The organism is Paraburkholderia agricolaris (genome assembly GCF_009455635.1).
In the GTDB taxonomy this organism is placed as follows: domain Bacteria; phylum Pseudomonadota; class Gammaproteobacteria; order Burkholderiales; family Burkholderiaceae; genus Paraburkholderia; species Paraburkholderia agricolaris.
Genome location: NZ_QPER01000002.1, coordinates 2450228 through 2467894 on the forward strand (window position 1 = coordinate 2450228; position 17667 = coordinate 2467894).

18 protein-coding genes are annotated in these 17667 nt (G+C 61.7%); 12 read left to right on the top strand and 6 right to left on the bottom strand.

Going from position 1 to position 17667, the window contains the following annotated elements:
• Positions 1 to 558: 558 nt before the first annotated feature.
• Positions 559 to 1785: a DUF2252 domain-containing protein gene (locus GH665_RS32250; RefSeq protein WP_153141173.1), complete on the bottom strand. Its 1227-nt coding sequence runs from the start codon at positions 1783 to 1785 to the stop codon at positions 559 to 561.
• Between the two features lie 465 nt (positions 1786 to 2250).
• Between GH665_RS32250 and GH665_RS32255 the strand changes: the two genes are divergently transcribed.
• The 3 genes from GH665_RS32255 to GH665_RS32265 all read left to right on the top strand — a co-directional run bounded on the left by GH665_RS32255 (position 2251) and on the right by GH665_RS32265 (position 6560).
• Positions 2251 to 4932: a response regulator gene (locus GH665_RS32255; protein ID WP_153141174.1), complete on the top strand. Its 2682-nt coding sequence runs from the start codon at positions 2251 to 2253 to the stop codon at positions 4930 to 4932.
• 34 nt (positions 4933 to 4966) lie between these two features.
• On the top strand, positions 4967 to 5887 hold the full coding sequence (locus GH665_RS32260; protein WP_153141175.1) for a DUF72 domain-containing protein: 921 nt from the start codon (positions 4967 to 4969) through the stop codon (positions 5885 to 5887).
• A gap of 241 nt (positions 5888 to 6128) precedes the next feature.
• The gene (locus GH665_RS32265) at positions 6129 to 6560 is read left to right on the top strand and encodes a hypothetical protein (protein WP_153141176.1); all 432 of its coding nucleotides are present in this window, start codon (positions 6129 to 6131) and stop codon (positions 6558 to 6560) included.
• A 231-nt stretch (positions 6561 to 6791) separates the two neighbouring features.
• Here GH665_RS32265 and GH665_RS32270 read toward each other — a convergent pair whose 3' ends face one another.
• Positions 6792 to 7814 carry a YncE family protein gene (locus tag GH665_RS32270; protein ID WP_246216433.1) on the bottom strand — a complete coding sequence of 341 codons (1023 nt, stop codon included), beginning with the start codon at positions 7812 to 7814 and terminating at the stop codon, positions 6792 to 6794.
• Between GH665_RS32270 and GH665_RS39280 the strand changes: the two genes are divergently transcribed.
• The 5 genes from GH665_RS39280 (at position 7804) to GH665_RS32290 (ending at position 10881) form a co-directional block, all read left to right on the top strand.
• Positions 7804 to 7944 carry a hypothetical protein gene (locus GH665_RS39280; RefSeq protein ID WP_246216434.1) on the top strand — a complete coding sequence of 47 codons (141 nt, stop codon included), beginning with the start codon at positions 7804 to 7806 and terminating at the stop codon, positions 7942 to 7944. The genes GH665_RS32270 and GH665_RS39280 overlap by 11 nt on opposite strands.
• Before the next feature lie 489 nt (positions 7945 to 8433).
• Positions 8434 to 9180: a GntR family transcriptional regulator gene (locus GH665_RS32275; RefSeq protein ID WP_153141178.1), complete on the top strand. Its 747-nt coding sequence runs from the start codon at positions 8434 to 8436 to the stop codon at positions 9178 to 9180.
• Entirely contained in the window at positions 9177 to 10067 is an 891-nt protein-coding gene (locus GH665_RS32280; RefSeq protein WP_246216435.1) for a sulfite exporter TauE/SafE family protein, read from the top strand. The genes GH665_RS32275 and GH665_RS32280 overlap by 4 nt, the downstream gene beginning before the upstream one ends.
• Positions 10064 to 10423, top strand: a complete 360-nt coding sequence (locus tag GH665_RS32285) for a DUF1634 domain-containing protein (RefSeq protein WP_153141179.1) — start codon at positions 10064 to 10066, stop codon at positions 10421 to 10423. Before GH665_RS32280 ends, GH665_RS32285 begins: the two co-directional genes overlap by 4 nt.
• A 191-nt stretch (positions 10424 to 10614) precedes the next feature.
• Complete coding sequence (locus GH665_RS32290; RefSeq protein WP_153141180.1) at positions 10615 to 10881, top strand: hypothetical protein; 267 nt, start codon at positions 10615 to 10617, stop codon at positions 10879 to 10881.
• Between the two features lie 10 nt (positions 10882 to 10891).
• Here GH665_RS32290 and GH665_RS32295 read toward each other — a convergent pair whose 3' ends face one another.
• The 3 genes from GH665_RS32295 to GH665_RS32305 all read right to left on the bottom strand — a co-directional run bounded on the left by GH665_RS32295 (position 10892) and on the right by GH665_RS32305 (position 13371).
• A complete protein-coding gene (locus GH665_RS32295; RefSeq protein ID WP_153141181.1) occupies positions 10892 to 12238 on the bottom strand; it encodes an ATP-binding protein in 1347 nt (448 codons plus the stop codon).
• Positions 12235 to 12948, bottom strand: a complete 714-nt coding sequence (locus tag GH665_RS32300; protein WP_153141182.1) for a response regulator — start codon at positions 12946 to 12948, stop codon at positions 12235 to 12237. The genes GH665_RS32295 and GH665_RS32300 overlap by 4 nt, the downstream gene beginning before the upstream one ends.
• Positions 12949 to 13077: 129 nt before the next feature.
• Complete coding sequence (locus tag GH665_RS32305) at positions 13078 to 13371, bottom strand: EF-hand domain-containing protein (protein ID WP_153141183.1); 294 nt, start codon at positions 13369 to 13371, stop codon at positions 13078 to 13080.
• A 433-nt stretch (positions 13372 to 13804) separates the two neighbouring features.
• On the opposite strand from GH665_RS32305, the gene GH665_RS32310 reads away from it, so the two are divergent.
• Together GH665_RS32310 and GH665_RS32315 are read left to right on the top strand one after the other, a co-directional pair.
• Positions 13805 to 14110 (top strand): hypothetical protein, encoded by a 306-nt coding sequence (locus tag GH665_RS32310; protein WP_153141184.1) that lies wholly within the window; start codon positions 13805 to 13807, stop codon positions 14108 to 14110.
• Positions 14111 to 14621: 511 nt separating this feature from the next.
• Positions 14622 to 14861, top strand: coding sequence for a hypothetical protein (locus GH665_RS32315; RefSeq protein WP_153141185.1), 240 nt, complete (start codon positions 14622 to 14624; stop codon positions 14859 to 14861).
• Here GH665_RS32315 and GH665_RS32320 read toward each other — a convergent pair.
• A complete protein-coding gene (locus tag GH665_RS32320) occupies positions 14858 to 16105 on the bottom strand; it encodes an arsenic transporter (RefSeq protein WP_153141186.1) in 1248 nt (415 codons plus the stop codon). The genes GH665_RS32315 and GH665_RS32320 overlap by 4 nt on opposite strands.
• Positions 16106 to 16397: 292 nt before the next feature.
• Here GH665_RS32320 and GH665_RS32325 point away from each other — a divergent pair, with 292 nt between their 5' ends.
• Positions 16398 to 16952, top strand: coding sequence for a cytochrome b (locus GH665_RS32325; protein WP_153141187.1), 555 nt, complete (start codon positions 16398 to 16400; stop codon positions 16950 to 16952).
• A 105-nt stretch (positions 16953 to 17057) separates the two neighbouring features.
• Positions 17058 to 17621, top strand: a complete 564-nt coding sequence (locus GH665_RS32330; RefSeq protein WP_153141188.1) for a YceI family protein — start codon at positions 17058 to 17060, stop codon at positions 17619 to 17621.
• Positions 17622 to 17667 lie beyond the last annotated feature (46 nt).

Here is a 17667-nt window from a genome sequence, read left to right on the forward strand (position 1 = left end):
TTAGTGGTCTATTAGCGTTGCCCCTGTGCGGGGCGGCACCTACTTCTCTTTGCCGCCGCAAAGAGAAGTAGGCAAGAGAAAGCGGCTTAAACCGCTAATTCTTAAGCGGGTCCCCCGCACAGTCACGGTAGTGGTACATCTGGAATCTGTCGCCTCGCGCACTTCGCCTCAGTGACAAGGCAGTCATACCTCCGGCGGCGCTGCGCGCGCCGATGCCCGGTTCAAAAAAACCATCAGTTATGCGAATCGCCCGCCAGGTTTCCCTGGCAGACCCGTCCGCGACGCACGTAGTGCGGAGTGGGAGCTGATGAGTCCTTTGTCAACGGCGCGGAGTGTGCGAGAGCACGGATTCCAGATGCACCACTACCGTGGCTGCGCGGGGGACCCGCTTATGAGCTGGCGGGGTAAAGCCGCTTTCTTTTGCCTACTTTTCTTTGCGGCAGGCAAAGAAAAGTAGGTGCCCCCCCGCACAGGGGGAACGCTAATAGACCACTAACAAAACAAGGAAAGGCCAAAAGCCCAAAAGCCCAACCCCCATCGCCACGCGAAAAAAATCCCTTATTTCCCCTCATTAGCATACCGCCGGCAATGCTCCAAATACCCCACAGCATGACTACTCACCAACTCTAAAATACTCTTCCAAAGCCACCCCGGCGCATCGAGCGTCTTCGACCGATTCCTCCGCAACTCCGCAAGCCACCCCGCGCGCTCCCCCGCATCCATCTGCCGCGCATGCGCCTTCCCCACCACCAACGCAAGAAAGCGCGCAGCTCTCATCGCCTCATCCTGCGTCAACTGCTCAATCGTCAACTTCATATCCTGCGGCAGCAACTCCCGTATCACAACAGCCCGATCCGATAACCGCGCCGCCCGCATCCGCTCGCCCAGCGATGGCGACAAATGCCGCGCCCCCTCCACCACCCGTTCGGCGTTATCCCGCGGCATGCGCACGCCTGGATACCGCGGCGCCGCCGCCTGCGCGGCTTCCTTGATGTCGATCAGGCACAGGTCGTCACCATCCACCGCAGCACCGTCGATATCCAGTAGCACCGCATACCGTAACCGCCCCAGCGAACTGCACCCCTTCACCCAGTACGCCGCATCGAGCACCTCGACATCCGCGCCGTCGCCAGCGCCACGCAATACCGTCGCGAGCCGCGCCAGCGATCCCTTCTCGAACAACGCCTCGATCTCGCGCCGCTCACGCTTCGCCAGCGGCCAGAAACGCGAGCCAAGCGGAATGGTCGGCTCGACATCCTCAATCCGCTCCTCCGCCAGATGACGCCACGAACGGCGCACCGCCTCCTTCATCACGACCCTCACCGCCTCCGGTTTCTCGGCATGGATATCGGCTTCGCCGGCCGCCTCGTCGAAGGCGCGCTCGTAGCCGTCCGCCAACGCTTCCATCATGTGCACCGTGGTCAGGCCAGGCAGGTCCGAACCGCGCGCGGCCGTCGCCAGTGACAACCCAAGGCGGATCAGGTCGTGCGCCGGATTGCCGATCACCGTCTGGTCGAGGTCGCGAATCAGGATCTCGACGCGCCCCTCTCCATCGGCAACCGGCCCAAGATTGCCGCTATGGCAATCGCCGCAGATCCAGATCGCCGGCCCCTCGGGCAAAGTGTGGCTCTCCATCCCGTCGAGCCATTCGTAGAACTTGCTCGTGTTGCCGCGCACATAGGCATGCGCCGAACGCGCCATTCTGGCGTTGCGACGGGCGGTCAATAACGCCTGCCGTACCTCCGGCTTAGGCAGCTTGTTTCGTGTGATGTTTTTCTTCGGCATCCTGGCGTCCGCATTTGTTGAAGTTCGAATCCGGTGTGGCGCTCAACCCGCACCTTGCTCCCGTTGGCGCAAGCGAACAAGAGCGGGCAGCACGAAACACGCCTGACTCTTTCCCGCCACCCAGGCGCACCGCTCATGCCTCACTCAAGCAACAGACCTCCAGCCCAAACCGGCGACGCGTGCGCTTCTTTCCGGATCCAGCGCACATACTCGATCCAATGCAGGTAAAACTTGCGAGGCGATTCGCGCCGATTGTTCGGCTAAACCCGCAGAGCCCCTTCTGTTATGCCAACAGGGGGCGTTGTAGCCTACAATTATTGCTGCCGCGCAGCCGCTTCGTGGCCGCCTCATCCCCGCGGTACACAGCAGAAGATTCATCCCACCTCCTGCTGAGCATCCACGCGCGCCATGCGCGTCGGCAGAGTGGGGACACACTCATTGACGTGAACTCTGTGGAGCGCAGCAATGCCATTCCCGGCACAAGACCACGGCTGCCCCGGCTGGAACGGGGAAATGGCGCGGCGCATCAGCGAATTCGACTGGAGTGCGACCAGCCTCGGCCCCATAGAAGACTGGCCACGCAGTCTCACCGCTGCCGTTCAAATGCTGCTCGCGTCGCCCGTGCCCCTCGTGCTCCTATGGGGGAAACCGGGCTACATGATCTATAACGACGCCTACGCGATTTTCGCGGGCGGACGGCATCCCTATCTGCTCGGTTGTCCAGTCGAACGCGGCTGGCCGGAAGTCGCCGACTTCAACCGTCACGTGATGGTGACCTGTCTGGCCGGCGGCACCCTGTCGTATCGCGACAAGGAACTGGTTCTGCTGCGCGACGGCAAGCCCGAAGACGTCTGGATGGACCTCTACTACAGCCCGGTCGCCGACGATAGCGGCGCCCCCGCGGGCGTCCTCGCGATGGTCGTCGAAACCACCACGCGCGTACTGACCGAACGCTGGCGGCAACGCGCCGAGGCGGAACTGCACGAAACCAACGAACGCCTGCAACTCGCACTCAATACCGGCGCCGTGCTCGGCACCTGGGTGCTTGACGTGCGCACCGGCACCGTCACTGGCGACGAACGTTTCGCGCGCACCTTTTCGTTTCCGCTGGACGAGGCCGCGAAAGGAGTCGAGCGTCATGCCGCGACGCAAGTGATCCATCCCGACGACCAGCCGCTCAACGATCACTTGACGATCGAAGCGATGCGCACCGGCCAGCCGTTTCGCGCGGAGTACCGGATTCGCCGTCCCGACGGCGACTATATGTGGGTGCAGGCAAACGGCCAGTGCGAGTTCGACGAACATGGAGAGCCGACGCGCTTTCCCGGCGTGCTGATCGACATTCACGAACGCAAGATCGCCGAGCAATCGCTGCGTCAGTTGACCGAAACACTCGAACAACGCGTCGCCGACGAAGTCTCCGCACGCGCGCTCGCCGAAGAGCAGTTGCGCCAGGCCCAGAAAATGGAAGCGATCGGCAGCCTGACAGGCGGCGTCGCGCACGACTTCAACAACGTGCTGCAAGTGATCAACGGCAATCTGCAAATGCTCGCCGCCGATGCGGACTGCAATCCGGCCACCTTGCGGCGCTTGTCCGCCGCAACCGACGCCGTCAAACGCGGTGCGAAACTGGCCGCGCATCTGCTCGCCTTCGCGAGGCGCCAGCCGCTCTCGCCTACCGTGCTGAACCCGCGCCGTCTGCTGGCCGGCATGAGCGAGATGCTGCACCGGGCGCTCGGCGAAACGGTCAAGATCGAAACGATATTGAGCGACGACCTGTGGCATGTGCAGGTCGATCGCAACCAGCTCGAAAACGCCCTGCTCAATCTCGCGATCAATGCCCGCGATGCGATGCGAGCAGACGGCACACTCACCGTGCGCGCGACGAACCGTGTGCTGGACGCCCAGTTCTGCCGTGGCGAACCGGAACTCTCGCCGGGCGAATACGTGGTGTTCTCAGTGACCGACACGGGCACCGGCATGAAACCCGAAATCCTCGAGCACGTGTTTGAACCGTTCTTCACGACCAAGCCCGACGGTCATGGCACCGGCCTGGGCTTAAGCATGGTGTTCGGTTTCGTCAGACAAAGCGGCGGCCATACGGTGATCGACAGCGAGGTGGGGCGCGGCACCACGGTCTCGCTGTATTTCCCGCGCTGCTGCGAGCCGGAAACAGTCGAAACCGCCGATCAGACTGCGGCGCCGGTGGGCGGCGGCGAAACGATTCTGGTGGTCGAGGACGATGCGGATGTCCGTCTGACCGCCGTCGAAATGCTCGCGCAACTCGGCTATAAGGTGCTGACTGCATCCAGTGGCGATGCGGCGCTCGAGTTCATCGATAGCGACGTGCCGATCGATCTGCTGTTTACCGACGTCGTGATGCCCGGCCAGGTAAAAAGCGTGGAACTGGCGCAGCGCGCGGCGGCTCGCTCGCCCACGGTGCCGACGCTCTTCACCTCCGGCTATACACGCGACGAAATCGTCCATCACGGCAAGCTCGACGCCGGCATCACGCTGCTCTCCAAACCCTACCGGCGCGACGATCTCGCGCGCAAAGTGCGCGTCGTGCTAAACGCCGGCGTCGTCAGCGTGGGTGATGGACGCATCGCCCCTTGCGTGCCGCGCACGGTCTACGATCCGGCCGGCTCGTCCGGCGTATCCGAACCGCGCGAAAGTCCGCATGCGGTTGCCCCTTTGATCGAGAGTTCGCTCGCAAGCGCCACCGCGAGCTCGCTGGCGGATTCCCTGACGAGTTCGGCGGTCCCCCAGCCCGGCACACCGGCTCGTCTGCTGCTGGTCGAAGACGACGCCGATTCGCGCGATGCGCTCAACGATCTGCTCGGTGCGCTGGGTTTCGACTGCACCGCGGTCGCGAGCGCCGAAGAAGCGCTGGCACTGGTGCCCACGCAACACTTCGATGTGCTGCTCACGGACCTGACGTTGCCCGGCATGTCCGGCGACAACCTGGCGCGCGCGGTGCTCGGTCAGCAGCCGGACATCCGCGTGTTGCTGGTGTCGGGTTACGGCGAGAATGCCGAGATCGGCGACACCATCCCGGGCGCACGGCTGCTCGGCAAGCCGCTCGATATCTCGCAGTTGCGGCACCAACTCGCCGAGTGGCTCGATCACACGGAGGCGGCCTCCTAGCGGAGTCCTTTGCGCAAATCACACGGACCCGCCGATGGACATCCGATGCGGCACGGCTGGCTGGACCGACAAGACGCTGATCGCCTGCAAGCGCTTTTATCCGCGCGGCAGCAGCAGCGCGGAAGCAAGGCTGCGTTTTTACGCGTCGCAGTTTCCGCTCGTCGAAGTCGATTCGGCATACTACGCGTTGCCATCAGCACCCAATTCGCAGTTGTGGAGCCAGCGTACGCCCGTTGGCTTCACGTTCAATTTCAAATCGTTTCGCCTCTTCACCGGCCATCAGACTTCACCCGACGTCCTGCCCAAAGACATCGCGACGGCGTTGCCGGCGGGCATCACCGGGCCGCGCAAGAAGAACGTCTATTACGGCGAACTCTCCGCCGAGATTCTCGACGAACTATGGCGGCGCTATCAGGAAGCGCTCGAACCGCTGCGCGCGAGCGGTCGTCTCGGCGCGGTGCTATTCCAGTTCGCGCCGTGGATCATCCGTTCGCCGGACGGTCTCGCGCTTGTCGAAACGTGCCGGCTGCGCATGGCGGACTATCTGATGGCCGTCGAGTTTCGCAATCAAACCTGGTTCGACGATCAGCACGCGCAATGGACACTCGATTTTCTGCGCGAGCGCGGCCTCGTCCACGTGATCGTCGACGCCCCGCCGGAAGTGACGAACCGCGTGCACACCGTGTGGGAAGCGACGCATCCCGAACTCGCCATGGTGCGTCTGCACGGCCGCAATACGCAGACGTGGGGCGCGACGGGCGCGGCAAGCGCCGCCGATCGCTTCGACTACGACTATAGCGACGGCGAACTGAACGAACTGGCCTCGTCGATCCGCGCAATCGCGACGCGGGCGGGCCGTACTCATGTGATCTTCAATAACTGTTTCGAGGACCAGGGGCAGAGAAACGCGAGGACATTAATGAGCATCCTGGGGGTCGGTCCGAACCCGTCTTGAGCGGTTTCGGCGAACAGTTGGCATAGCCGACAACCGGCCAATCAGGGGCACTCGACATAAGCACCTGGATTGCCGACAAGCCGGTCGGAGTTGGATGCGGCCAGTCGTCAATTCCATCTGAAGCCATGTTGGGCCAGTTGCCGATCTTCGACATGCCGACCAGAATCGACGACAATCTTTCCAGGAAACAATTGCGAGTCGTACTCCTTCGTCGGAGACACCGCTGAACCTGAAAGGCAACATGAGACGACTCTTCGCCGCCGCGCTCGCGGCTGCCACTTTCGCGACTTGCGTTCATGCGCAAAGCAACGCGTCCGGCCCGCTCGGCACGCCCTCGGGCAAACTGCAATTCGTGCGCGCCGATCACGATTTTGCGGCGATGCTCGACGAGGAAATTTTCGATCGGTTTGGCGCGAACACGCTCACGCATTTCGATGACATAGCCGAGAACAATGACACTGTAGAGCGCATGCTCGTGCAGACCGATTCCGGCCCGGTGCTGTACGACTTGCGCCAACGTCCTCCGCTTGTGCAGCGCTGTGGCACGCGCATGACGGTCAAGCGCGTGTTCTGGCAAGGCGACGAGGTCGTGATGCAAGGTTCGCAAGGCTGGTTTCGATTCAAACGCGGTGCGCTAACGAAGCTGCAGTCGTCCACGACGACCTACCACTGACCTATTGGCATTGGGGCGCGACAGTGAACCGTACGCGGGATTGCCGTAGCGGATTTCGATAGATTTTGAACGTCCGCTACGATGAAGACGGCCACCACCAGCGCTCCAGATCCGTCAACCCAGCGGATCGTGGAGCACTGGCGGCAGCGCCCATCCAGCCATCGCGGAAACGTCCCTGCGGCAATCGCCATCCGGTCCGGCCCGCCAGGGCTATGACCCGCATCGGACAGACTAGTGGGTCGAGAACACTGAGATTCCGCCATTGGGGAAGCCAGCCGCGCCGGGCTGGAACGGCACATACACTTGCCCAAGCGTGCTGTCGATAGCGACAGAGTGCGCGCCTGTGCCCACCGGAATCTTAAAGAGCAATTGCCGTGAGGCACCATCGATTACGCCCATCTGCGGGCTAAACCCCGATGCTGCGGCGATACCGCTCGTGACGTAATGACGGGCCGGGAGGAAATAGCGGTTGGAAGCCGGATCGTAACTGGCCTGGTCCACCCCGCCAAATGGCAGGCTGGCTTGAATTGCGCCACTCGCACGGTCGAGAATCAGCGTGATGAGCGGATCGCCCGCCGGCGGATCGCATCCAACGAGCACGTCGTTATTCGGGCCAAGCACGATTCCCGCGGGTCCGCACTTCCCTAACGGAAACGACTTGCTGACGGATGGACTTCCCGCTACCGCGGAACTGGCGGTGATGACATCGAGCTCGCCATCGGGATTGGCAGAAGTCCCGTCATTGTTGATCAAAAAACTCTTCGAGGCGGGATCATATGCACACGCTTCAAGCCCCGACGAGCCATTGAAAGAAAGCTTCGCCACCGCCGTTTGCGTCAGCGTGGAAATCAACGTGACGAACGGTGGTGAGTCTCCGGGACTTGCGAACATCACAAGATGATCGTCAGGATCGTAGCAGCCCTCATCGACACGCGAGCCGGAATGACTGATGACGATTGTATTGACCGTCTTCTGCGCAGTTGTATCGATCACCTTAACTGAATCGACGTCGCCAACATAGATCGTGTTCGTGCCGGTGACACCTACGATTCCGTCGGGACCGGACTCGTCTGTCGTGGCGCCGGCACCGATGAACGGCCCGGGAATCTGTGCGATCAGCGTGTTCGATCCGGTGTCCACGACATCGACGGCTTTGTTATTGCGGTCGGAGAGAAAGTACTTGCCGGCCTCGACGTAGCTGATGTCGAAACTGAATGGTGGGCTCGAAGCATTGGGTACGGCGATGTTCGTCAACAGCTTTGGCGGCGTCGGCGTGCTGACGTCATTTCCACCTCCGCAGCCGGCCAACGTGGCCGCCGCGAGCAACATCAAGGTCATCATGCGCTTTTCCATCGATTCGTCTCCTTTCCGTTTATTGGCCTGACCGTCGGTCCGGGGATGGGCGCGAGTATTGAAATTCATCCCGCTCCCGAACAACGACAATCGACGAACAATTTCTTAAGGAATCTTAAGAAATGCTCATCTAAAGATGAAAGCCACGTTTCTCATGAATGCAGCCGCGCAGCGCATGAGTTGTGGCTATAGACTGGCTGTCTGGCTCACACAATGGCGGCGCGACGGAAAATCGGAAAGTAAAACTTATTTATGATCTGCATTATGTGGATGCTATACCCGTAATGAATCTGAAGCCTCCATGGATCGTCTCCTCTTTCCCTGAAGGTTCGGAATCCAAAGATTCATTAGACGTCGTCAGCGAAACACCCATCAGGACGTTCACGGAACGAACCACGCGTCGATTACCCATGACTGGGCGGCAAGATTATCTTCGCGCGTGTCGATCCACTCAACCACCCATTGGTGCGCAACCTGTTTTGCCTTGACATCAAGACATCATGACGTCATGATGTCTTACATGAACGCCGACCGAAACAGCCAACTCCCTCTCTACGCGCAGGTCGAAACGGTGCTCGCCGCGCGGATCGCAGACGGCACCTATCCGCCGGGCACGCAATTACCCAACGAGGCGAGCCTGCTGGCAAGTTTCAACATCAGCCGCACCACGCTGCAGAAAACGGTGCAGAACCTGATTACGCGCGGCCTGATCGAAATCCGCCGTGGCAAAGGCACCTTCGTCACCCAGCCGCGCCTCACGCAGCCGCTTACCGAACTGAGCGGCTTTGTCGAGGATATGCGTGCGCACGGCCGCCATCCGAGCGCCCGTCTGCTGGCGAGGCAGGTCGAAACCGCCAGCGAGGCCGTGGCCGGCAAACTGGCGCTCAAACCGGGTACGCCCGTCGTCCACATTCAGCGCGTGCGCATCGCCGACGGCACACCGCTTTCGTTCGACGAAACCTGGCTGCCAAAAGACATCGGCGAAAAGATCATCGAAAACGATCTCGAGGCAGAGCCGATCTTCACGCTGCTCGAAGAGAAGTACGGCGTTGCCCTGATCGAAGCGGAATACCGGCTGGAGGCAATCGCCGCGGACGCAGCCGTTGCGCGGGCCCTCGAGGTCGCGGCGGGCAGCCCGATTTTTCTGATCGAGCGAACCTCGTACAGCGACGAAAACCGTCCGGTCGATTATGAAAAGCTGTACTACCGGGGCGATCAGATCCAGTTCGTTACCCGCCTCGCCCGGCGCAAGCCGAACCTGCCATGACCGGCGCACAGGCAGCGATGGATCTGGGCTACACGCTGTGGCTCTTCGCGGTGTCGCTTGGGGCAAGCGCGCTCGGCGGCGTGCTCGGCATGGCGAGCGGCATTTTTATCGTGCCCATCCTGACCATGTTCGGCCACCTCGACATTCACATCGCCATTGGCGCCAGCATCGTTTCGGTGATCGCCTGCTCGTGCGGAGGCGCCGCGCCCTTTCTGCGCGGCCGCTTGACCAATGTCCGGCTCGCCGTGGTTCTGGAAACCGCCACCACGCTCGGCGCATTGTCCGGCGTCCTGTTGAGCGGGCTCATCCCGGTGTCCGTGCTGTTTTTCATTTTTGCCGTCATTCTGCTGGTCTCCGCCCAGCAAATGCTGGCACGGCGTGCCGATCCGGTTGCCGGTGATGGCGCTGCCGTGCCGGGCGCACGGTCGTGGGGCGCTTCGTTACGCCTGGATTCGAGCTATCCGGACCGCGCGCTCGGACACGACGTCGACTATCGCGTGCAACGCGTGCCGCTGGGCCTGTCCCTCATGTACGGAGCGGGGTTGATTTCGGCGTTGCTCGGCATTGGCAGCGGCGTTCTCAAGATTCCGGCGATGGATACGGCGCTGCGCCTGCCGATCAAGGTCTCGTCCGCCACCTCCAATTTCATGATCGGCGTGACGGCGGCGGCCAGCGCCGGCGCTTACTTCCTGCGCGGTGAAATCGTGGCGGCAATCGCCGGCCCGGTGGCCTTGGGCTCGGTCGTCGGCGCCCTGCTCGGCGCACGGGTTCTCACGCGCCTGTCGGGCGACAGGCTGCGCGTGCTCTTTGTCGTGGTGCTGGCGGTGCTGGCCGTGCAAATGCTGCTCGAAGCATTCGGCATCCACCTCTTCGGAGCGTCGGCATGAGCGGCGTTGCGTCGACCGGGAGACGGCTCGAACACTGGCTGGCGAGACTCCTGCACTACGGCACATGGGTGGCAACGGGCATCATTGCAACCGGCCTTGCAATTAGCCTTCTTCGCACCGGCGACAGCAAGCTTGCAAGCGCACTATCCGGCATGCGAACGCTGCCCGAAATGCTCTCGATATCAGCCGGCATGCATGTTATGAGCGCTGGCATCGCGCTTTTTATCCTGTTGCCGATAATGCGGCTTATATTGATGTTAGGGATGTTCCTGCATCAACGCGACTACCGGTTCAGCGCGATCGCCGCCCTGGTGCTGCTGATCGTCGCCGCGGGATTACTGGCCGGCGCGGTTTGATGTGTGCGGCGCGAACGACCCTGGGTATGATGCGAACGCGTGCCGGCCGGCGTGCGACCCGTTGCCGGGCGATGGCACTACGCCGGGCATCGGGTCCCGCATTACGTTTCGTTACCGCGCGTTGTCATCACGTTTCGATTTGAATTTGCAGCCGCGTCTTACGCGGCACTTTTCCAGCCACGAGAACCATCATGCCCGCCCAACACGACGAAGTCCCGACTACCCGCACTGAACCGGGCAAGGCAAAGCGCAAGGATCTGTCCATTACGTCGCGCAACCTTCTGATGGTTGCGATCGGCGTGGTGGTCTTCGCGATCGTGGCAACGGTCGTGCTCTACGGTCCAATCACTTACGGCGACGAGATTCCCAACTTCGGCATCATTCTGATGCTGACCGTGCCGGTTATCGCGGGCGTGGCTTTCCGGGTCGGGCTGGACGCGTGGCTGGACAGGAAATGAGCGGGCTCGATCAGGACACACGCGGCAACACGACCCACACTTCCAGGCCACCGCCCTCACGCGCATGAAACTGCAGGCTGCCGCCGTGCAGCCGTGCAATCCGCTCGACAATCGCAAGCCCCAGCCCGGTACCGCCGCTGTGCGCGCGAGCATTGCGGCCGCGCTGAAACGGCGCTTTCAGCTGTTCGAGTTCCTCTGCCGAAAGTCCTTTGCCGCGATCGCCAACCGCCACATACACGGCCTGGCCCGTGACCCAACTCCGTACGGCAAGCCCGCTGCCGCCGTAGACGATCGCGTTCTGCATAAGGTTCATCAGGAGCCGCATCATGCTGATCGGCCGATACGCAATCGTCGGCAAAACCGCCAGCGAGAGCTCAAATTCATGGCCCAGCCCCGCGAAATCGCCGGCGAGCCGTTCGATCAATGCATTGAGATCACCGGCTTCGGCCGCTTCGCGCTCCCCGCTGCCGGCGTAATCCATGAACTGCTGCAAGATCGTTTCGATCTGGTCCAGATAGGATTCCGCTGCGACGACAAAGCTGCTGTCGCTGCCGTCCGGCATCGCCATGGCCATCGAGAGCCGCAGTTTGGTGAGCGGCGTGCGGATGTCGTGTGAGATGCCGGCCAGCATCAGCGCGCGCGTCGCCTCGGCTTGCTGCAACGTATGCGTCATCTGATTGAATGCGCCGCTTACCGCGGCGATCTCGGTGGGACCGTCGGTCGGCAACGGCACGGGGGTTTCGCCGGCGCTCACGCGGCGCGCCGCCCGCGTCAACTGCCGCAGCGGCTGGTTGAGATGGCGCTGGATCACGTAGCCGGTCAGCGCTGCCAGCGCACCCAGACCGAGCGACAACAGGATCGCAGCGTCGAGGCCGGCGCCTTGCGCGTCCTCCGGAATCGGCAGCGCGATCCAGTACGGCGAATGCGGCGCATCGGCCGGCGCATGCATGCGAATCCACAAGCGCTGGCCACCTTCGAACTGCCAGAGCACCGGCATATCGGCAGGCAGATGCGCGCGCAAGCTGTCGAGAAACACGCTGCGCTGATACGTGCGATAGGCCAGCAGCAAACTGGGTGGCGGCTTGACGGTAGCCTCGGCAGGCAGTTGCGCACGCGCGTCGAGGCGGCCAGTCAATCCGGCGCGCGCGTTCGGCGGCGTGGCTTGAAGCAGGCCGTCGAGCGTCGTCACGTAGGTGGCGAACACGGTGGCCGCCCGCACGACACGCGGCCGCTGCACATAATGCAGCAACACGCCGAGCGAGCACACCTGGCTCAGCATCACCAGGACGATCAGCAAAACGATATTGCGCGCCAGCAGCGTTCTCGGCAGCGCGCGCTGCAGCCACGTGCGGGTCATGAGTCGACGTCCGCGACCAGCATATAGCCGATGCCCCAAACGGTCTTGATGAAGCGCGGCTTCGACGGGTCGTCCTCGACGATCTGCCTGAGCCGCAGCACCTGCACGTCAATACTGCGATCGAGCGCATCGTGCTCACGCCCACGGGCGCGTGCCAGCAGATTGTCCCGGCTCACAGGCCGGTTCGGCGAAGAAGCCAGCGCGACCAGCAGCAGCATCTGCGCCGAATGAATCTCCAGTAGCTCTCCCGCGCGCGACAACTCCTGCTTGCCGACGTCAAGACTGAAGTCGCCGAAGCGCACACTCTGCGAGGTCACGGTGACGTCGCCCGAAGCCATCTTCTGGCGGCGCAGCAGCGCATTGATCCGCGCCACCAGTTCACGCGGCAGGAACGGTTTGGCGAGGTAGTCGTCAGCGCCGGTTTCGAGGCCCACCACCCGGTCGAGCGGATCGCCTTTGGCGGTCAGCATCAGGATCGGCAGCGTTTGCCCTTGCTCGCGCAAGCGGGCGCAGATCGCGAGGCCGTCTTCTTCGCCGATCATCAGATCGAGCACCAGCAAATCGAACGGCTCGCGCTCCAGATAGCGGTCGAGCCGTTTGCCGTCCTCCGCGACCCGCACGTCGAAACCATGGCCACGCAGGAAACGCTGCAGCATGTTGCGCAGTTCGGCTTCGTCGTCGAGCACGATAATTTTGGCGGGGCGATCCATCTGACAGCTCCTCGGTTCAAGCGTCGGGCGGTGCATGGCGCGCCGCGTGCCGTTCTGCCTCGCGCGGCGACAACACGTAGAACGACGGGATAAACAGCCATCCCACGATCCCGCCGATGCCCGCGCCGCTCAGTGCGCTGCCCCGCGTTCCTGCATGAATGCCATGATCTGCGGCAGCGTGATGTAACCCGCTTTCTGCGTGTCGATTTCATCGAAATGCTTCGCGACCATCGGCATGCCTGTGGCGGCCTGTTCTTTCGTGAGCTTGCCGTCGTGCGTGGTGTTGGCATTCGCAAAGCGCGTTTGCAGTTGCTGCGCCATGCGTTCCATGCGCTGGGGATTGCCACCTTGCGGTGCGGCTGTTTGAGCAAACGTGACGGTGGATGCGCAGCACAGCAGCACAACGGCGATTAACTTCTTCATGACTGATTCCTCGATTAAAGCATCGTGCGTCGCCTGCAAACCGCCGCGATCCGTTCGATGACAGAGCGGATTCTTGGGCAAGCGCGGCCGGAAGGCAATTTCAGAATCATGTCGCCGTATTTCATGGTTCTGGTGACGTCGGCATGACAGGCACAGCGCGCTGCCGTCGCGACACGTCGGCGCTTCAACCACGTGCACGCCTGTCTTCACGACTACTTTCGCGCGACATGAAATGAAATAAGTTCGCGCTGCCGTTTCGAACGCAGTTTGCGTATCTTTCGTCTGCCAGCACTACCGGCACCTTAAGCACCTTAAGCACCTTAAGCAACCAAAGCGCCCCGGCGGTTCGGATGACTTATCAAGCAATCCGAATCAGCCGCTTTTTTTCACCGGCACATGCGCTACGCCGTTCAACACGTCTCAGGAGTATCAAGTGAGTATTCGTCTAGTCTGCGCCTCTGCCTTCACCGCCATCGGTCTCGCCTGTTCGTCGACAGCGTTCGCCCGGGTAATCGTCACCGTGCCCGCCACCGTGATCTACGCGCCGCCGCCACGCGCCGTCTATTACTACGGCTATGCGCCGGTCAAACCGGTCTATGTGGTTGCGCCCCCGCCCGCTCCGATTCCGGTGGCGGTCGCGGCCGGCACGCCGGTGTTGCTGGCCGCGCCGACCCGCTACGCAATCGTGCCCGCGCCTGTCGTTACTTACGCTCAGCCTGTCATGGTGGTGCCGCGTTAGGTGGTGCAGCATCAAGGGCGCAAAACGCGCACCCGGCTTGTTCGTTTCCGATGTACCGGTTACGACAATAGCCGTTGAACCAGCATAAGCCATGCTGCCCACAAAGATTCCTGGTGAATTCCCGTTGCCCTGAAGAATGGCCGGCGTGCCGCGCGAGAACAGCTTATCCAGTGTTAAATCGCCACGGCTTACAGGCAAAGATGCGAAATGAGCTCAGTTTTTAAGCGTCCGATTAACTATTTCCATGCACTACGCGATTTAAAACAGGCAGAAGACTTGCTCCGTCCAGAAGCCTCCGGGACTGGACGAAGTGAATACATCAGGTCAATGCAGGACGTTTGAAAGCTCGACATCGCGTCAGTACAGAGGGATGCGGTACGGGATTTGCTCAAACGGATTACCAACGCAAAGCGTGTTTAGCGTCCGTTAGATGGATCGGTCTGGTCTTTCCAACTTATGGAATTCCGCCCGCACCGCTTCGTTGCCCATTCCTCTTCTTCAGGAACGCTTGATGAGCTTCCAACACCTGGATAAGGAAATTGCCCATCTGGAACGCGTATTTGGGCTGATTTCCGCCAACGATCGCATCCCGTTGTCCTATTGGCGTCAGCGGTTGCTCATGCTTCCCAGAACATCGTTGATGCCCGCCCAGCGCGCGCGCCTCGCGCGGCTCGAAGCTGTGCTGCGTACGCTCGAACAATCCGTGCGAACGCTGGCGGGCAAGCCGCCCTTGCGGCCGACGGGAACCTAGATCAGGATCCGCGCGGTAAGCGCCAGCGCAAGCGCCGGCAGCATCACCACGATCCCGACTTTCAGGAACTTCATAAAACTCACGTCCTCGCCCTCGCGGCGAATTGCGTTGAGCCAGAGGATCGTGGCGAGCGAACCGGTAATCGACAGGTTCGGCCCCAGATCCACACCAATCAGAAGCGCGTCGATCACCCGCTCCGGACTATGCGTCTGCATCACGGTCGAACTGGCGATCAGACCCGCCGGCAAATTGTTCATCAGATTGCTGCCGATCGCGATGACGCTGCCCGCCCAACCGGCCGTCGAGAATTCATTGTGTCGCGTCGCGTCTTGCAGCAGGTTGGCGAACGTCCTGATGACGCCCGTGTGATCGAGCATTTCGACCAGCACGAACAAGCCGGCGACCAGCGGCAACACGCTCCACGATATTTCCCGGATCATCGGCAGCGGCGATTTGCGCTCCTGGATCAGCACGACCAACGCGGTCAGCGCGCCGAGTATCGCGGTGGGCAAGCCGAGCGGGACATCGAAGGCGGAAACCGTCAGCAACACGACGGCGGTCACCGCGATCCCGCCAAGCGCAACGCGCCCGCTCGACGACAACGCCACCGGCTCGAGATCGGCCTCGCAAGTACCGGCGAGCGCCTCGCGCTGGGTCCAGCGCAACAGCACGTAAGTCGCGACGATCGACAGTAGCGAAGGCAGCGTGAAGCGCATCAGCCAGGCGCCGAGCGCGGGCGTGTGATTGCCATACAGCACGATGTTGGCCGGGTTCGAGATCGGCAGCACGAAACTCGCGGCATTCGCAATGAACGCGCACACGAAGAGCAGGGGCAACGGATGCGTCTTCGCTTTTTTGGCGGCAGCAAATACCGCCGGCGTGAGGACGACCGCCGTGGCGTCGTTGGAAAGAAAGGCGGTGATGACCACGCCGACCAGATAGACCAGCAAAAAAAGCTTTCGCGGCGAACCCTTGGCATGATTGACCGCGAATACTGCCACCCAGTCGAACAGACCTTCGCGACGCCCGACTTCCGAGAGCAGCATCATGCCGAACAGGAAGAGGTAGACGTCCGTGCCTTTGCCGACCGCCTCGATGGCCAGGTCGACGGGCAGCAGCCCAAGCGACACCAGCAGTAACGCACCGGCGACGGCCCACACGGCCTCGGGCCATTTGAACGGACGGGTAATGACGCCGGCCGTGGCGGCGATGGCGATACCCCAGGATAGAAAGACTGAATTCAACGGACAAGTCCTGGATTCTGATTCTGGATGATCTGGATGGCGCGCGAGCGCGACCGTGGAGCGCAGCATACCCCATGACCGCAAGACAGCCGGAATCGGGTTGCAAGTGACGTGCCACGCCCGCAGGAGGTCACGCGCGTTTATTCCATCCCCATTAGCGTCACGGCTAGAACGATCTGTTCTCTTCTGCCCGTCTATTCAGTTTTCATCGGCATCCCTACCATCCGCATTCACACGCGACATACCGCACGCGGTAAGCATCACGCGCCTCACGAATAGCGAGCATGAATTCATGAAACCCCGTCCTTCAGACGTCGAGCATTACAGCGGTCCTGCCATCGCCCTGCACTGGCTCATTGCATTGCTGATCATCTGCGGGTTCTATATCGGCTGGATCATGACCGATATCCCCGGCTTTACGCCCACCAAGCTGAAGTACTTCTCGTGGCACAAATGGATCGGTGTGACTGTCTTCGTGCTGGCCGTGGCCCGCGTGCTGTGGCGCGCCACGCACCGCGCGCCTGTACTCGATCGCGCGACACCCACGTGGCAGAAGGCTGCGGCCCATCTCGTGCATGGCGTGCTCTACGTTCTGATGCTGGCCATTCCGCTGTCCGGCTACTTCTATAGCTCGGCCGCGGGCATTCAGGTGGTGTACCTCGGCATCGTGCCGCTGCCCACCTTTATCGGCCCCGACCAGGCGCTCAAGGCAAGCCTGCGCACAATCCACGTACTGCTCAACTACACGCTGCTGACGCTCGTTGTCATGCATGTACTGGCGGCGCTCAAGCATCAGTTTGTCGACCGCGACGGATTGCTCGCGCGGATGATTCCGTTCCTCAAGTAACACAGGTATCAGCCGGGTCACGGCAGATTGGCTACAGCCGGTTGGCAATCAAATTCCCAGCAGTGCGCAATCAACGCGCGTGGGTTCGATAGGATGCGTACCACGATGAAATCAAATCTCTACCACTCCATTCTGGCCGGCGCCGCCGCCCTCTCGTTCTTCGGCGCAAGCCTCGCGCACGCCGATGTCGACACGAGCAAAAGCAGCGTCATCGCCACGACGAAGCAGATGAACGTGCCGGTGGACGGCAAATTCAAAAAGTTCTCGGCGCAGCTGAATTTCGATCCGGCCAGGCCAACCGCCGGCAGCGCCAATGTCTCGATCGACACCGGCAGTTACGACCTCGGTGCGGACGACTACAACAAGCAGGCCCAAGGCAAGGAATGGTTCGATAGCGCGACCTGGCCGGCCGCGACTTTCGTTTCGAGCGCGATCGCGCCAGCCGGCGGCAATCAGTACAGGATCACCGGCAAGCTCACCATCAAAGGCAAATTGCAAACCGTGGTGGTGCCGGTCACGATCGCCAGCCAGGGCAACACCCAAACCTTCGACGGCACCTTGCCGATCAAACGCTCGCAGTTCGATGTCGGCACAGGCGAATGGAAAGACACGTCGGTTGTCGCCGACGAAGTCGTCATCAAATTTCACATCGTCGCTTCGAAAAAGTAACGCAACACACCGAAGCGTCGCAGCACTTTCTGAAACCTGGAGAATC

Excerpts from the sequence above, each read along its gene's own strand:
- GH665_RS32260 (WP_153141175.1), top strand. The coding sequence starts at position 4,967 with ATGGACATCCGATGCGGCACGGCTGGCTGGACCGACAAGACGCTGATC.
- GH665_RS32305 (WP_153141183.1), bottom strand. The coding sequence starts at position 13,371 with ATGAAGAAGTTAATCGCCGTTGTGCTGCTGTGCTGCGCATCCACCGTC.
- GH665_RS32295 (WP_153141181.1), bottom strand. The coding sequence starts at position 12,238 with ATGACCCGCACGTGGCTGCAGCGCGCGCTGCCGAGAACGCTGCTGGCG.
- GH665_RS32330 (WP_153141188.1), top strand. The coding sequence starts at position 17,058 with ATGAAATCAAATCTCTACCACTCCATTCTGGCCGGCGCCGCCGCCCTC.
- GH665_RS32255 (WP_153141174.1), top strand. The coding sequence starts at position 2,251 with ATGCCATTCCCGGCACAAGACCACGGCTGCCCCGGCTGGAACGGGGAA.
- GH665_RS32290 (WP_153141180.1), top strand. The coding sequence starts at position 10,615 with ATGCCCGCCCAACACGACGAAGTCCCGACTACCCGCACTGAACCGGGC.
- GH665_RS32280 (WP_246216435.1), top strand. The coding sequence starts at position 9,177 with ATGACCGGCGCACAGGCAGCGATGGATCTGGGCTACACGCTGTGGCTC.
- GH665_RS32300 (WP_153141182.1), bottom strand. The coding sequence starts at position 12,948 with ATGGATCGCCCCGCCAAAATTATCGTGCTCGACGACGAAGCCGAACTG.
- GH665_RS32325 (WP_153141187.1), top strand. The coding sequence starts at position 16,398 with ATGAAACCCCGTCCTTCAGACGTCGAGCATTACAGCGGTCCTGCCATC.
- GH665_RS32275 (WP_153141178.1), top strand. The coding sequence starts at position 8,434 with ATGAACGCCGACCGAAACAGCCAACTCCCTCTCTACGCGCAGGTCGAA.
- GH665_RS39280 (WP_246216434.1), top strand. The coding sequence starts at position 7,804 with ATGTTCGTCAACAGCTTTGGCGGCGTCGGCGTGCTGACGTCATTTCCA.
- GH665_RS32285 (WP_153141179.1), top strand. The coding sequence starts at position 10,064 with ATGAGCGGCGTTGCGTCGACCGGGAGACGGCTCGAACACTGGCTGGCG.
- GH665_RS32315 (WP_153141185.1), top strand. The coding sequence starts at position 14,622 with ATGAGCTTCCAACACCTGGATAAGGAAATTGCCCATCTGGAACGCGTA.
- GH665_RS32265 (WP_153141176.1), top strand. The coding sequence starts at position 6,129 with ATGAGACGACTCTTCGCCGCCGCGCTCGCGGCTGCCACTTTCGCGACT.
- GH665_RS32250 (WP_153141173.1), bottom strand. The coding sequence starts at position 1,785 with ATGCCGAAGAAAAACATCACACGAAACAAGCTGCCTAAGCCGGAGGTA.